The 14982-nt window shown below is 59.3% G+C and carries 15 protein-coding genes; 5 read left to right on the top strand and 10 right to left on the bottom strand.

Translation table 11 applies throughout. The features are described 5' to 3' along the window. Positions 1-296 precede the first annotated feature (296 nt). The 8 genes from mnmE to AB5Y98_RS12025 form a co-directional block, all read right to left on the bottom strand. Positions 297-1658 (bottom strand): tRNA uridine-5-carboxymethylaminomethyl(34) synthesis GTPase MnmE, encoded by a 1362-nt coding sequence (gene mnmE / locus AB5Y98_RS11990; protein WP_368231969.1) that lies wholly within the window; start codon positions 1656-1658, stop codon positions 297-299. Positions 1659-1767: 109 nt separating this feature from the next. Continuing rightward, positions 1768-3414, bottom strand: a complete 1647-nt coding sequence (gene yidC, locus AB5Y98_RS11995; RefSeq protein WP_368231970.1) for a membrane protein insertase YidC — start codon at positions 3412-3414, stop codon at positions 1768-1770. Between the two features lie 5 nt (positions 3415-3419). Continuing rightward, positions 3420-3668 carry a membrane protein insertion efficiency factor YidD gene (yidD, locus tag AB5Y98_RS12000; protein WP_010635605.1) on the bottom strand — a complete coding sequence of 83 codons (249 nt, stop codon included), beginning with the start codon at positions 3666-3668 and terminating at the stop codon, positions 3420-3422. Next, positions 3635-3994 (bottom strand): ribonuclease P protein component, encoded by a 360-nt coding sequence (gene rnpA / locus AB5Y98_RS12005; RefSeq protein ID WP_005307159.1) that lies wholly within the window; start codon positions 3992-3994, stop codon positions 3635-3637. Before rnpA ends, yidD begins: the two co-directional genes overlap by 34 nt. Continuing rightward, entirely contained in the window at positions 3994-4128 is a 135-nt protein-coding gene (rpmH, locus tag AB5Y98_RS12010; protein WP_005307156.1) for a 50S ribosomal protein L34, read from the bottom strand. The genes rnpA and rpmH overlap by 1 nt, the downstream gene beginning before the upstream one ends. 269 nt (positions 4129-4397) lie before the next feature. Next, positions 4398-5132: an amino acid ABC transporter ATP-binding protein gene (locus AB5Y98_RS12015; RefSeq protein ID WP_005307149.1), complete on the bottom strand. Its 735-nt coding sequence runs from the start codon at positions 5130-5132 to the stop codon at positions 4398-4400. An 87-nt stretch (positions 5133-5219) separates the two neighbouring features. Then, positions 5220-5888, bottom strand: a complete 669-nt coding sequence (locus AB5Y98_RS12020) for an amino acid ABC transporter permease (protein WP_005307147.1) — start codon at positions 5886-5888, stop codon at positions 5220-5222. Continuing rightward, the gene (locus tag AB5Y98_RS12025; RefSeq protein WP_211030782.1) at positions 5889-6647 is read right to left on the bottom strand and encodes an amino acid ABC transporter substrate-binding protein; all 759 of its coding nucleotides are present in this window, start codon (positions 6645-6647) and stop codon (positions 5889-5891) included. 313 nt (positions 6648-6960) lie between these two features. On the opposite strand from AB5Y98_RS12025, the gene dnaA reads away from it, so the two are divergent. The 4 genes from dnaA to gyrB all read left to right on the top strand — a co-directional run bounded on the left by dnaA (position 6961) and on the right by gyrB (position 13032). After that, on the top strand, positions 6961-8331 hold the full coding sequence (gene dnaA / locus AB5Y98_RS12030; RefSeq protein WP_005307141.1) for a chromosomal replication initiator protein DnaA: 1371 nt from the start codon (positions 6961-6963) through the stop codon (positions 8329-8331). 83 nt (positions 8332-8414) lie between these two features. Beyond that, the gene (gene dnaN, locus AB5Y98_RS12035) at positions 8415-9518 is read left to right on the top strand and encodes a DNA polymerase III subunit beta (protein ID WP_005307138.1); all 1104 of its coding nucleotides are present in this window, start codon (positions 8415-8417) and stop codon (positions 9516-9518) included. Between the two features lie 2 nt (positions 9519-9520). Beyond that, on the top strand, positions 9521-10624 hold the full coding sequence (gene recF / locus AB5Y98_RS12040) for a DNA replication/repair protein RecF (protein ID WP_017787844.1): 1104 nt from the start codon (positions 9521-9523) through the stop codon (positions 10622-10624). After that, complete coding sequence (gyrB, locus tag AB5Y98_RS12045; protein WP_017766631.1) at positions 10621-13032, top strand: DNA topoisomerase (ATP-hydrolyzing) subunit B; 2412 nt, start codon at positions 10621-10623, stop codon at positions 13030-13032. Before recF ends, gyrB begins: the two co-directional genes overlap by 4 nt. A 102-nt stretch (positions 13033-13134) precedes the next feature. On the opposite strand, the gene AB5Y98_RS12050 is transcribed toward gyrB, so the two are convergent. Both AB5Y98_RS12050 and AB5Y98_RS12055 read right to left on the bottom strand, forming a co-directional pair. Next, complete coding sequence (locus tag AB5Y98_RS12050) at positions 13135-13512, bottom strand: VOC family protein (protein WP_042051610.1); 378 nt, start codon at positions 13510-13512, stop codon at positions 13135-13137. A 66-nt stretch (positions 13513-13578) separates the two neighbouring features. Continuing rightward, a complete protein-coding gene (locus AB5Y98_RS12055; protein WP_368231971.1) occupies positions 13579-14283 on the bottom strand; it encodes a helix-turn-helix transcriptional regulator in 705 nt (234 codons plus the stop codon). A 236-nt stretch (positions 14284-14519) separates the two neighbouring features. Here AB5Y98_RS12055 and AB5Y98_RS12060 point away from each other — a divergent pair, with 236 nt between their 5' ends. Continuing rightward, on the top strand, positions 14520-14933 hold the full coding sequence (locus AB5Y98_RS12060) for an Hsp20 family protein (protein ID WP_010635612.1): 414 nt from the start codon (positions 14520-14522) through the stop codon (positions 14931-14933). Positions 14934-14982: the final 49 nt, after the last annotated feature.

Raw genomic sequence — 14982 nt, forward strand, 5'->3', positions numbered from 1 at the left:
GGAACACCAATCATCATGGGAACACATCTCTGCAGGCCTTTATCCATAAGGCATACAGCGATATCCCATCCTCCATGTGTTCCCATGAAAAGTGATATCTCCATCTCAAAAATAGACTACTTGGGAACACATCCGACCATTCATGGGAACACACTTTTTGATCATGGGAACAAGTATGGGAACACATATTGGTGGATTTCTGCGGAACGAACAAGACAGAAAAAGAACAAAAAGCCCGCAATTACGCGGGCTTATGGATTGATTGCGGAATAATCAGGACCATTACGGAACCGGAATTATTTTCCGATGCAGAAGCTGGAGAAGATGCGACCCAGCAGATCGTCTGAGCTGAACTCGCCGGTGATCTCACAGAGGGACTCCTGCGCCAGGCGCAGCTCTTCGGCCACCAGCTCGCCGGCCACGAACACCTCCAGCTGCTCCTTGGCCACCAGCAGCCGCTCGGCGGCGCGTTCCAGCGCATCCAGGTGGCGGCGGCGGGCCATGAAGCCTCCCTCGGTGTTGCCCTGAAAGCCCATGCAGGCTTTCAGGTGCTCGCGCAGGGCGGGCAGCCCCAGCTCGGTCTTGGCGGAGATGCGATAGACGGCATGGCCCTGCTCCTGACTCGGTGCCAGATCTTCGCCGGTCAGGTCGGCCTTGTTGCGCACCACGGTGAGGCCGATCTTTTTTGGCAACCGATCAACAAATTCCGGCCAGATCTCCCGCGGGTCTACCGCAGCCGTGGTGGTGCCATCCACCATGAACAGCACCCGATCGGCCTGCTCAATCTCGGCCCAGGCACGTTCGATGCCGATCTGCTCCACCTTGTCCTGGGTATCGCGCAGGCCGGCGGTGTCGATGATGTGCAGCGGCATGCCATCCAGATGGATGTGCTCGCGCAGCACGTCGCGGGTGGTGCCGGCGATCTCGGTGACGATGGCGGACTCGCGGCCGGCCAGGGCGTTGAGCAGGCTGGATTTGCCAGCGTTGGGACGACCAGCGATCACCACCTTCATCCCTTCCCGCAGCAGGGCTCCTTGCTTGGCCTCGCCGCGCACCGCATCCAGTTCGTCCATGATGGCGTAGAGATCGCCCGCCACCTTGCCGTCGGAGAGAAAATCGATCTCCTCATCCGGGAAGTCGATGGCGGCCTCCACATAGATACGCAGCCGGGTGAGACTCTCCACCAGCTGCTGGATCTTGCCGGAGAACTGCCCCTGCAGGGAGTGCATGGCACTGCGGGCGGCCTGCTCGCTGGAAGCCTCGATAAGGTCGGCGATGGCCTCGGCCTGGGCCAGATCCAGCTTGTCGTTCATGAAGGCGCGTTCGCTGAACTCGCCGGGGCGGGCAGGGCGCAGCCCCTTTATCTGCAGGATGCGGCGCACCAGCATGTCCATGATCACCGGGCCGCCGTGGCCCTGCAGTTCCAGCACATCTTCGCCGGTGAAGCTGTTGGGGGCCTTGAACAGCAGGGCGATGCCCTGATCCAGCGGCTGGCCTTGCTCATCCCTGAACGGCAGATATTCGGCATAACGCACCCGGGGGAGCTTGCCGAGCACTATCTCGGCGACCTGTTCGGCGGCGGGTCCGGAGACGCGGACTATGCCGACGCCGCCACGGCCGGGGGCGGTGGCCTGGGCCACGATGGTATCTGTAGTCATCTTGCTTGGCTCATTTGTTCGCTGATGGTTCACAGCAGTGGGGTCATTGTAATAAAAAAGGCGGCCCGAAGGCCGCCTCTTTTGTCATCCATCTTGCCATCGGGAGCGATTAGCTGCGGGTATGCAGGCCTTTCTTCTCCAGCTGACGATAGATGATGGTCTGCTGGGTAATGGAGATGACGTTGCTCACCAGCCAGTACAGGGTCAGACCTGCCGGGAACCAGAGGAACATGAAAGTGAAGATGATCGGCATGAACTGCATCACTTTCTGCTGCATCGGGTCGGTAATGGTGGTCGGGCTCATCTTCTGCAGATACCACATGGAGGCACCCATGAGGATCGGCAGCACGAAGAAGGGGTCCTTCACCGACAGGTCGGTGATCCACAGGGCGAACGGCGCGTGGCGCAGCTCGACGGACTCCATCAGTGCCCAGTAGAGGGCGATGAAGATCGGCATCTGTACCAGGATCGGCAGACAGCCCCCCAGCGGGTTGACTTTCTCCTTCTTGTACAGCTCCATCATGCCCTGAGACATCTTCTGGCGATCGTCGCCGAAGCGCTCGCGCAGGGCGGCCAGCTTGGGCTGCAGCATGCGCATCTTGGCCATGGAGGTGTACTGGGCCTTGGTCAGCGGGAACATGACGCCACGCACCAGCAGGGTCAGCATGATGATGGCCAGACCCCAGTTCTGGACGAAACCGTGGAACACGGTCAGCAGCCAGTGCAGCGGTTGGGCGATGAACCAGAGCCAGCCGTAGTCAACGGTCAGGTCGAGGTGGTTTGCCACCTTGGCCATCTGGTCTTGCAGCTTGGGACCGACCCACAGCTTGCTGGTCACTTCGGCCTGCTGGCCGGCAGCGATGTCAACCAGCGGTGCCTTGTAGCCGATGATGGCCTGGTCTTTGCCAGGGATCACGCGGCTGTAGAAGCTGTTGGTGTCGTCGGCATTCGGTGCCCAGGCGGAGACGAAGTAGTGTTGCAGCATGGCGACCCAACCACCCTTGGTGGTCTTGTTCAGGTCGGCATCCTTCATCTCGTCGAAGGTGTACTTCTTGTAGCGGGTATCTTCGCTGGAGAAGGCACCACCGCGGTAGGCGCTGGCCACCATGGCGTGACCCTGCTGGTCTTTCGGCGTGGCCACGGTCTGCTTCAGCTGACCGTAGAACTGCACCTGGACCGGCTCGGCAGACTTGTTGTCGATCTTGTAGTCGACGCCGACTGCGTAGTCACCACGCTTGAGGACGAACTCCTTGGTGAAGACCACGCCCTTGCTGTCGGTCCAGGTCATCGGAACGACGACTTGATCCTGACCGTCGACCAGCTGGTAGCTGGTCTGGGCGGCTTCATAGGTGGGACGACCCTGGGGCTGGCTGTCCGGGCCATTGCGACCAACCAGACCGCTCTGGGCAACATAGAGGTGCTCAGGCTGACTGGTCAGCAGTACGAACGGTTGATCCTTGCCTTCTTCCAGCTTGTGGGCCAGCAATTCGGCAGAGACGATGTCACCACCCTGGGTATCCAGGGTCAGCTTGAGCACGTCGGAGGTGACGGTGATCAGCTTGCGTGCGGTGTTCGCGTTGGCTTGCTCGGAAACCTGAGGAATATCACCGGTCTGACCGGCTTCAGGTACGAAATGTTCGGTTTGGGCCACGGTAGTCGGGGCCGGCTTCGGAGCCTTGTCGGACTCCCACTGTTGCCAGAGCAAAAAGCTCACGAACAGCAAACCGATCAGGATGAGATTGCGTTGTGATTCCATAGTCTTCAGTTTCTTCGCTTTGGTTGCGGAACCGGGTCATAACCACCCTCGGATAAGGGATGGCATTTTAATAGACGTTTGCTGGCTAACCAAACGCCTTTTATGAAACCGTGAAGTCGGATTGCTTCTATCGCAAATTGGGAACAAGTCGGGGTGAAACGGCAGCGCGGCCCGAGCAGAGGGCTAATGATTAGCTGATACAGGCGTATCAGTTTGACAGCTACCCATTGCAACGGCGTGACAGAGTGCGCCATAGCTTTTCCAGTAACTTGAACAGTTCCTCGTTATCCATCTCCTTCACACCGGCCTTGGCGATCACGACGATGTCGATAGCGGGCAGATTGGCTTGATTGAGGCGGAAACTTTCCCGAACCACCCGTTTTACACGGTTGCGCCAGACGGCACGCTTGAGTGCTTTTTTGGGCACGGCGAGACCAAGGCGAGGGTGTTCGAGCGAATTGGGAGAGGCGAGAAGTGTAATCTGCGGAGAAGCGGCCCGGACAGGCTCGGCGAAAACGCGTTTGAAGTGTTCGGGAGTTAACAGACGTAACTCCCGAGAAAAGGCGTGCTGGGTAGGCATTAGACTACCAGGCGGGCACGACCCTTGGCACGACGAGCGGCCAGAACTTTACGACCGTTGGCAGTTGCCATGCGGGCGCGGAAACCGTGAGAGCGCTTGCGCTTCAGGTTGGACGGTTGAAAAGTACGTTTCATGATTCGATTCCGTATTTCTGTACAGTTTTGATTGTCACACTTAGCCGACGCGCCAGCTATAGCGTGTGACGACTAGCAAAAGAGGCCGAATTCTAAACAGAGTTCGGCTTTTAGTCAATCCGCCGTTCCCTCCCATCCTGCCCCGACCTGGAAAAGGTCTTGGGCTAGCGTGAGGATCCGAAGGATCAAGGGCTCCGGATTATACTGGCAACCCGGGGTTTAACAAGGATCCTCCAATAAAAAAGGCGGCAATGCCGCCAAAGAGAGAGCTATTTAAGCACTTTGCGCAGGAACTCCCGGGTGCGGGGATCCTGCGGATCGACCAATATCTGATCCGGCGGGCCCTGTTCCACGATCCGGCCCCCCTCCATGAAGATCACCCGATCGGCAACATCTCGAGCAAATTCAATCTCATGGGTCACCACCACCATGGTCTGGTGCTGGCGGGCCAGCTCCTTCATCAGACCCAGTACCTCGTCGACCCATTCGGGATCGAGGGCCGAGGTGGGTTCGTCAAACAGGATCACCTTGGAGTGAGCCGCCATGGCCCGGCCGATGCCGACCCGTTGCTGCTGACCGCCCGACAATGAGGCAGGATAGGCGTCCTGCTTGTCGGCGAGACCTATGTCCTTGAGGATGCCGAGGGCGGTGGCACGGGCCTCGGCCTTCGGCTGTTTCCAGACGGTGATCAGCCCCTCGGCGATGTTGTCCAGCGCCGTTTTGTTGGCAAACAGGGCGTAGTTCTGGAACACGAAGGAGGCGCGCTTGCGCAGCTCGATGGCTTGCTGCTCGCTGGCCTTGGCCAGGTTGAGCTGCAGATCGTCGATGGCGAGGGTGCCCGTATCGGGAGTCTCCAGCAGGTTGAGGCAGCGCAGCAAGGTGGACTTGCCGGTGCCGGAGGGGCCGATGATGACGACGATTTCCCCCTTTTTCACCTCCAGATCGATGCTGTTTAGCACCTGATTGCCGTCATATGCCTTGGAGAGGCCGGTTAGCTTGATCATGATGGCCCTCCTTTAAACAGGCGCAGAGTTAAAACGGACTTCCGGCGTGCATTGCAAGCGGGTCGGTTGCGTTGTCATGGCAAACCCCTAATAGGCACGGTTGAGCCGCACTTCCAGCAGATGCTGCAGGCGGGTAAAGAAGATGACCACCACCCAGTAGACCAGGGCCACCGCCATGAAGCTCTCGAAGAACTTGAAGGAGGAGGAGGCTTCCATCTGCGCCTTGCCCATGATCTCGGCCACCCCCAGGGTGAAGGCCAGCGAGGTGCTCTTGATCATGTCGATGAAGTAGTTCATCAGGGACGGCGTGGCGATGCGGGCCGCCTGCGGCAGAATGATCCGCTGCATTGCCTGGTAACGGCTCATGCCGATGCTGAGGGCTGCTTCCATCTGGCTCTTGTGGATGCCAATGATGGAGGCTCGAATCGACTCGGCCATGTAGGCGGCAAAGTGCAGGGTCAAACCGACGATGGCGGCGGTGAAGGCATCCATTCCCACGAAGATGGGGAACAGCTGCGGCAGCCCGTAGTAGAGCAGGAACAGCTGGACGAGCAGCGGTGTACCCCGAAAGAACGAGATATAGAGCATCGCCAGCCAGTGGATCACGGGAACGCGAAAGACCCGTACTATCGCCAGGGCCAGCGACAGTACGAGTGCCAATGCGAATCCCCACAGGGCCATTTCCATCGTGGTGCCCAGATACTTGAGCAGGATGGGAAACAGCCCCAGCGTGTATTCGAGGTCAAATTCCATCATTTATTTGTCGGTGATGTCGGAAGCGAACCATTTTTCAGAGATCTGACGCAGGGAACCGTCCTTGCGCATGGCGGTGAGGGCGTCATTGACCTTCTTCAGCAGTGCCTGCTTTTCCGGAGTCTTCAGGAAGGGCAGGGCGTTCTCGATGGTTTCGAACGGTGCGCCGGCCTGTTGCAGCGGCAGCTTGGACTCTTTAATCAGCTGGGCAGTGGAGACGCGGTCCATCACGAAGGCGTCGATACGACCCAGGGCAACATCCTGCTCGAAGGCGGAGTCATAGGTGCGGATGTCGATCTTCTTGTTGGGGTCGTTCTTGCGCAGCAGCTCTTCGAAGTTGGAGCCCAGATTCACCGCAACCTTCTTGCCTTCCAGATCCTTGATGCCGTGAATGGTGCTGTTGCCCTTGCGGACCACGATCTGGGCGCCGTCATAGACGTAGGGCTGGGAGAAGGCGTACTTGGCCTTGCGCTCGTCGGTGATGGTGATCTGGTTGGAGATGGTATCGACGCGGCCGGTTTCCAGCATGCCGAACAGGCCGGAGAAGCTGGCGGTCACGAACTCGACCTTGTAGCCGGTGCGCTCGCCGATCTGGTTCCACATGTCCACTTCAAAGCCCTGCAGCTTGTCCTGCTTGACGAAGGTGAACGGGAAGTACTTGCCGGACATGCCGACCTTGATGGTTTCCTGGGCGATGGCTTGACCGGACAGGGCGGCCAGCAGAATGGCTGCGCCGGAGACCAGCTTGATGGATGACGTCATGGTGATTCCTCTCTCTCTGTAGTTCTGTATTTTTAGTTGTAAACGCTGGGGTTGCGCTGATGTTATTGGAATAAAACCTAAAGAATAAATGATATTTGGTTATATAAAATAACCGCTTCAGGTCTGGATCTTTGGTGCATCGGTGACGGGATCGGGCTGTGGGTAACTTTGGGGATGAAATCAGATCCACGGCTGCTGGATCCTTGAAAGTCAAGGATCTTATTTGCTGGATCCGCGAGGTCGCGGCTAGAGATCCAGCCGCTAAAAACGTAGAATAGCCGGTCTTTAGTTAATCAATCGACGGGAGTTTAGAGTGACTGCTTCGCTATGGCAGCAGTGCCTTAACCGGCTGCAAGATGAGTTGCCCTCGGCAGAATTCAGCATGTGGATCCGGCCGCTTCAAGCGGAGTTGAGTGACAATACTCTGACCCTGTATGCACCGAATCGTTTCGTTCTGGACTGGGTTCGAGACAAGTATCTCATCCGGGTGAACGGCATCATCAATGAGCTCTGCGGGGTCGATGGCCCCACCCTGCGTTTTGACATCGGCAATCGTCCCCATCCCGTCGCGGTGGCCAGGGCGCCGGCACGGGGTGCGGATCCTGTGAATAACTCGCAGAAGAGCTGGGAAAGCAAGGCCGAGGCCAAGCCCGAACCGAACCACAAGAGCAACACCAACGTGAACTATACCTTCGAGAATTTCGTCGAGGGTAAGTCCAACCAGTTGGCCCGTGCGGCTGCCCGTCAGGTTGCCGACAATCCGGGCGGGGCCTACAACCCGCTGTTCCTCTATGGCGGCACCGGTCTGGGCAAGACCCACCTGCTGCATGCCGTCGGCAACGCCATCAAGGAGCGCAAGCAGGACGCCAAAGTCATCTACATGCACTCCGAGCGGTTTGTGCAGGACATGGTGAAGGCGCTGCAGAATAACGCCATTGAAGAGTTCAAGCGTTATTACCGTAGCGTCGATGCCCTGCTCATCGATGACATCCAGTTCTTTGCCAACAAGGAGCGCTCCCAGGAGGAGTTCTTCCACACCTTCAACGCCCTGCTCGAAGGCAACCAGCAGATCATCCTGACCTCGGATCGCTATCCGAAGGAGATCAACGGGGTGGAAGATCGTCTCAAGTCCCGCTTCGGCTGGGGCCTGACCGTGGCGATCGAGCCGCCGGAGCTGGAGACGCGTGTCGCCATCCTGATGCGCAAGGCGGACGAGAACCAGATCCACCTGCCGGACGAAGTGGCCTTCTTCATCGCCAAGCGGCTGCGCTCCAACGTACGCGAGCTGGAAGGGGCGCTGAACCGGGTGATCGCCAATGCCAACTTCACCGGTCGCGCCATCAACATCGACTTCGTGCGCGAAGCGCTGCGCGATCTGCTGGCGTTGCAGGAGAAGCTGGTCACCATCGACAATATTCAGAAGACGGTGGCGGAGTACTACAAGATCAAGCTGGCGGATCTGCTCTCCAAGCGCCGTTCCCGCTCCGTTGCCCGTCCACGCCAGCTGGCGATGGCACTGGCGAAGGAGCTGACCAACCATAGCTTGCCGGAGATAGGTGATGCCTTTGGTGGTCGTGACCACACTACCGTGCTTCATGCCTGCCGCAAGATCGAGCAGCTGAAGGAAGAGAGTCACGACATCAAGGAAGACTATTCCAACCTGATCCGTACCCTTTCTTCCTGATGACGGAACTGAGTGCACAGATGCAGCTTGAACATGCCAACCTGATCCGAAACCTTTACTCCTAATCACAACGGAGAGCACAGATGCAGCTCGAAATTAGCCGTGAGGCCCTGTTACGTCCTCTGCAACTGGTGTCCGGTGCCCTCGGTGGCCGGCCGACCCTGCCGATCCTCGGCAACGTGCTGCTTGATGTCAGCAACGGTCTGTTGTCACTGACCGGTACCGACCTCGAAGTGGAGATGATCGGTCAGGTCTATCTCAACAGCGACAGTCAGGATGGCCGCACCACAGTACCGGCGCGCAAGCTGCTGGACATCTGTCGCGGTCTGCCGGAGGGGGCGGACATTCGTCTCAATACCGAAGGCGAGCGCCTGATCATCCGCTCCGGCCGCTCCCGCTTCAACCTGTCGACCCTGCCGGCCACCGAATACCCGAACATCGAGGATTGGGAGTCCGTGCTCGAGTTCGACATCGGCCAGCTGGAGCTGAAAAAACTCATCGACGCGACCCAGTTCTCCATGGCGAGCCAGGACGTGCGCTACTACCTGAACGGCATGCTGTTCGAGAGCGAGGGCCACGGCCTGCGTACCGTGGCCACCGATGGCCACCGGCTGGCGACCTGCCGCCGCGAGGTGGTGAGCGAATCGCTGCCCGATCATCAGGTCATCCTGCCGCGTAAAGGCGTGCTGGAACTGGTGCGTCTGCTGGAAGCGGAAGACAAGCCGGTACGGCTGCAGATCGGCCGCAGCAACCTGCGCGCCGCCCTCGACGGCTTTATCTTCACCTCCAAGCTGGTGGATGGCCGTTTCCCGGACTGGCGCCGCGTCATTCCGCGCAACAGCGACAAGGCCCTGATCGCCGGCCGTGAGGATCTGCGCCAGGCCTTTGCCCGTGCCGCCATCCTCTCCAACGAGAAATTCCGTGGGGTGCGTCTCAATCTGCAGGAAAACCTGCTGCGCATCACCGCCAACAACCCGGAACAGGAAGAAGCCGAAGAGCTGCTTGACGTACAATACGAAGCCGGCGAGATGGAGATCGGTTTCAACGTCTCTTATGTGCTGGACGTGCTGAATACGTTAAAATGTGACCAAATCCGGATCAGCCTGAGCGATTCCATCAGCAGCGCCATTATTGAGGATTTTGACAGTCAGGATGCTCAGTACGTGGTAATGCCGATGCGGATCTAGTCGTGTCCCTGGTCAAACTCCAGCTCAGCGACTTTCGCAATATCCAGCAGGCCAGTCTCGCGCTGTCACCCGGCCTCAATATCCTGGTCGGGTGCAACGGCAGCGGCAAGACCAGCGTGCTGGAAGCCATTCACTACCTCGGTCTCGGTCGCTCCTTTCGCACTCACCTGACCGGGCGGGTCATCCGCCAGGGGGAGAGGGCGTTTACCCTGTTCGCCCAGTGCGAACTGGAAGGGCGCCAGGTGCCCATTGGTCTCGCCAAGGACAAGAGTGGCGAGACCCAGCTCAAGATTGCCGGTGCCCAGGCCCAGCGCCTGGCCGACCTGGCCGAGCTGCTGCCGGTGCAGCTGATCCACCCGGATGGCTTCAACCTGCTGACCGGCGGGCCCCAGGCTCGCCGAGCCTGGCTCGACTGGGGTGTTTTTCATCAGGAACCGACCTTCTTCTCCTTGTGGGGACGGGTACGGCGGCTGCTGAAACAGCGCAATGCACTGCTGCGCCAGAGCACCCAGTATCGCCAACTGGCGTTCTGGGATCAGGAGTTGGTGCGGTTGGGGGGAGAGCTGGCCGAGTTTCGCGCCAGTTATTGTCAGGCCATTACCCCCCTGATCAAGGAGATGACGGCGGACTTTTTGCCGGAATTCGACATCAGCCTTGGATTCTATCGAGGCTGGGAAAAAGATACCCCGCTCAATGAATTGCTAGAGGCGGGGTTTGAGCGGGATCGGACGCTGGGTTACACGGGCGTTGGTCCGCAGAAGGCCGATGTGCGCCTCAAGGCGAACGGCGTGCCCGCTCAGGATATTTTGTCCAGGGGTCAGTTGAAGTTGTTGGTCTGTGCCATGCGACTGGCCCAAGGGCTCTATTTGAATCAACATAGCAGCCGTGGCTGTATTTTTTTAATTGACGATTTTGCCTCTGAACTGGATGTCGACAAGCGCCGCTTGCTGGCCGCAAGGCTGAAGCAGTGTGCGTCCCAGGTGTTCATCACCGCCATCGACACCGGTCAGCTCGCAGACATGATGGATGCGAATGACTGCAAGTTGTTCCACGTGGAACAAGGCAAGATCTCCGAAACGTTAGAGAAGGCAGAGAGTAAGCTATGAGTGAAAATACTTACGACTCCTCGAATATCAAGGTACTGAAGGGCCTGGATGCGGTCCGCAAGCGCCCGGGGATGTATATCGGCGATACGGATGATGGCTCGGGCCTGCACCACATGGTGTTCGAAGTGGTCGATAACTCCATTGACGAGGCGCTCGCTGGCTACTGCTCCGATATTCAGGTCAAGATCCACTCCGATGGTTCCGTCTCCGTCCGTGACAACGGCCGCGGCATTCCTGTCGACATTCACCCGGAAGAGGGTCGCTCCGCCGCAGAGGTCATCATGACCGTGCTGCACGCCGGCGGCAAATTCGATGATAACTCCTACAAGGTGTCTGGCGGTCTGCACGGCGTGGGCGTCTCCGTGGTGAACGCGCTCTCTGACAAGCTGCTGCTGACCATCCGTCGCAACGGTCACGTCTACGAGCAGACCTATCACCTGGGTGAGCCACAGGCCCCGCTCAAGCAGATCGGCGATGCCACCACCACCGGGACCGAAGTGCGCTTCTGGCCGAGCCCGACCATCTTCAGCGACACCCTGTTCCACTACGAGATCCTGGCCAAGCGCCTGCGCGAGCTCTCCTTTCTCAACTCCGGCGTTTCCATCCGTCTGATGGACGAGCGTGACGGCCGCGAGGCGCACTTCTGCTACGAAGGCGGCATCAAGGCGTTCGTCGAGTACCTGAACCAGAACAAGACCCCGATCCATCCGAAGGTGTTCCACTTCACCACCGAGCAGGACGGCATCGGCGTCGAAGTGGCGATGCAGTGGAACGACGCCTATCAGGAAGGGGTCTACTGCTTCACCAACAACATTCCGCAGCGTGATGGCGGCACTCACCTGGTGGGCTTCCGTACCGCGCTGACCCGTACCCTCAACTCCTACATGGACAAAGAGGACTACAGCAAGAAGGCCAAGTCTGCCGCCAGCGGCGATGACGTGCGTGAAGGTCTGATTGCCGTTATCTCCGTCAAGGTGCCGGATCCCAAGTTCTCCTCCCAGACCAAGGACAAGCTGGTCTCTTCCGAAGTGAAGACCGCCGTCGAACAGGCGATGGGCGAGAAGCTGGCCGACTTCCTGCTGGAAAACCCGGGCGATGCCAAGATCGTGGTCAACAAGATCATCGATGCGGCCCGTGCCCGTGAAGCAGCCCGCAAGGCCCGCGAACTGACCCGCCGCAAGGGCGCGCTGGATATCGCCGGTCTGCCCGGCAAGCTGGCCGACTGTCAGGAAAAAGACCCGGCGCTCTCCGAACTCTACATAGTGGAAGGGGACTCTGCTGGCGGTTCCGCCAAGCAGGGTCGCAACCGGAAGAACCAGGCCATCCTGCCACTCAAGGGCAAGATCCTGAACGTGGAGAAGGCCCGTTTCGACAAGATGATCTCCTCCCAGGAGGTGGGCACCCTGATCACCGCACTGGGCTGTGGTATCGGTCGCGACGAGTACAACCCGGACAAGCTGCGCTATCACAACATCATCATCATGACCGATGCGGACGTCGATGGTGCGCACATCCGTACCCTGCTGCTGACCTTCTTCTATCGTCAGATGCCGGAAATCATCGAACGTGGTTATGTCTACATCGCCCAGCCGCCGCTCTACAAGGTGAAGAAGGGCAAGCAGGAGCAGTATCTGAAAGACGAAGATGCGCTGCTGCAGTACCAGACCGCCATGGCGCTGGACGGTGCGACCCTGCACGTCAACGAGTCTGCCCCGGCCATCGGTGGCGAGGCGCTGGAGCGTCTGGTCAACCAGCATCGCGCCGTGACCCACCTCATCACCCGCATGTCCCGTCGTGCGCCGGAAGCGGTATTGACCCAGCTGATCTATCAGCCGGAACTGAACGAAGCACTGCTGACCAGCGAGAGCGATCTGCAGGCCTGGTGCCAGAGCATGGAAGCCGTGCTCAACGAGAGCAACCATGGCATCCAGTATCAGATGCAGGTGCGCCGCGATGAAGAGCGCCGTCTGTTCGTGCCGCACGCCGTGGTACGTCAGCACGGTGTCGACCGCGAATACCCGATCAGCTACGACTTCCTGCAATCCTCCGAGTACCGTCAGCTGGTCTCGCTGGGCAAGGAGATTGCCAACCTGATCGAGGAAGGTGGTTACATCAAGCGTGGCGAGAAGGTGAAGCCGGTCGCCAGCTTCGTCGAAGCGGTCGAGTGGCTGATGGGCGAAGGCAAGCGCGGCATCTACATCCAGCGCTATAAAGGGTTGGGTGAGATGAACCCGGACCAGCTGTGGGAAACCACCATGGATCCGGAAGCCCGTCGCATGCTGCGTGTCACCATCGATGATGCCGTCGGTGCTGACCAGCTCTTCTCCACCCTGATGGGTGACGCAGTAGAGCCGCGTCGCGACTTTATCGAGACCAACGCCCTGCGCGTGGCCAACCTCGACGTCTAATTCGACGCTGTCAGTACGATATAAAAAAGCCGCTCCCTGTGAGCGGCTTTTTGTTTTTCTGGCGGAGGAGGTGGCACGTTCCACGTGAAACATTGAACCCGATTACCCCAGCTCAGGTGCAGGGCAGTAGAGGCGCAGGCGATGGCCGTCCGGATCGAGGGCCATACAGGTGTAGCCAAACTCCATCCGGGTCGGTGCCTGGATCAGGGTGAGCCCGCGCGCCTGCCACTCCGCAGACTGGCGATCGACGGCGGCATCATCGGGGAGGGCGAAGGCCAGCTCCATGGCCCCGGCAGTTTGGGTCACGGCGGGTTCGACCGTGGCGCTTGACCAGAGTGCCAGTCTGGCGCCTGACTCGAACACGAACATGGTAAAGGTGGGGGACTCTTCTACCGGTGGGCGGCCGAACAGCTCGCGGTAAAAGAGGGCGCTGCGGGTCGGGTTGGCAACGTAGAGGATGGTGAACTGGGGGACTAACATGGTGATGCTCCTTGCTGATGAGATGGCGCATCGGCGCCGACCCCATCAGCATGGCGCCGCCTGCTGTCAGTTTCTGTCAGCAATGAATCTGGGCTGCGGGATCTGCTGGCTGGCGCGCCACTCCTTGAGCAACCGTTCCCGATTGCCAGGATAAGGTTCCGCCTCCAGCCGCATCGCGCTGATCCTGTCCACCCGAAAGTGGCGAAAGCCCTGGCGCAGCTCGCACCAGGCCACCAGTACCCGCACCTGGTCGAAGTAGCCGAGGGCACAGGGCCAGACGGTGCGCTCCGAACTCGCTTCCTTGAGATCACGGTAGTGCAGAGTCACCTTGCGCTGCTGGCGGATGGCGCTGCGCAGCGGAGCCTCATCGACGGGGCTGTCACCGCGAGCGGTGCCGATCAGCAGGGCATTGGCATGCAGCTGTTGGCGATAATCGGCGGGCAGCACGGCCTCTATCTTGGCCAGCGCGCTGCTGGCGGCGGTGCTGAGGGCATGATCGGCATGGGCCGCCACCCAGCGTGAGCCCAGTACCAGTGCATCCAGTTCCTCTTCGCTGAACATCAGCGGCGGCAGCATGAAGCCGGGGCGCAGCACATAGCCGATACCCGCTTCCCCCTCGATGTGGGCGCCCTGTGCCTGCAGGGTGGCGATATCCCGATAGAGAGTGCGCAGACTGATGCCAAGCTGGCTGGCCAGCTCGCTGCCGGTGATGGCGTAGCGGTGGCCGCGCAGCAGTTGCAGCAGGGCCAGCAGGCGTTCTGAACGGGACATGATGTGACTCCTCAAGATCTCCGCTCAGGGTGCCATGTATGTGACTGGAGGAGGAAGCCCAATAAGGAAAAAGCCAGCAAATGGGCGGAGAGAAGATTTTTCGATCAGGGCCCTTGAAAGCCGAAAGTGGGCCCCTATATAGATAACAAGGCCGGAACGCTCGACAGAGGTTTCGGCCAGGCGCCCGTCCATCAGGAGGGCAAACAATCCGTTATCGCTCAAAAGAGGATAATACTATGCGTTCTATCGACTTTTCTCCGCTCTATCGTTCTGCCATCGGTTTCGATCGTCTGGCCAATCTCATCGAATCTGCCGCCAGCAATGGCAATGCCGGTTACCCCCCCTACAACATCGAGCAACTGGGTGACAGCGACTACCGCATCAGCATGGCAGTGGCGGGCTTTACCCAGGAAGAGCTGGAGCTGAGCTTCCAGGAAAATCTGCTGACGGTGAAGGGCAACAAGCAGGCCGATACCGAGCGTAACTACCTCTATCAAGGCATAGCAGAACGCGGCTTCGAGCGTCGCTTCCAGCTGGCCGACTATGTGCGGGTGAAGGGGGCCGACCTGAAGAACGGTCTGCTGCACATCGACCTGGTGCGCGAAGTGCCCGAGGCGATGAAGCCCCGCAAGATCGAGATCAACGGCTGACAGTCTGACCTCGTTGCATTGTTGATGTTTCCCGGGTGCCGATGACGGG

It is taken from the genome of Aeromonas sp. s3 (assembly GCF_040907805.1).
GTDB classification, from domain to species: Bacteria; Pseudomonadota; Gammaproteobacteria; order Enterobacterales; family Aeromonadaceae; genus Aeromonas; species Aeromonas dhakensis.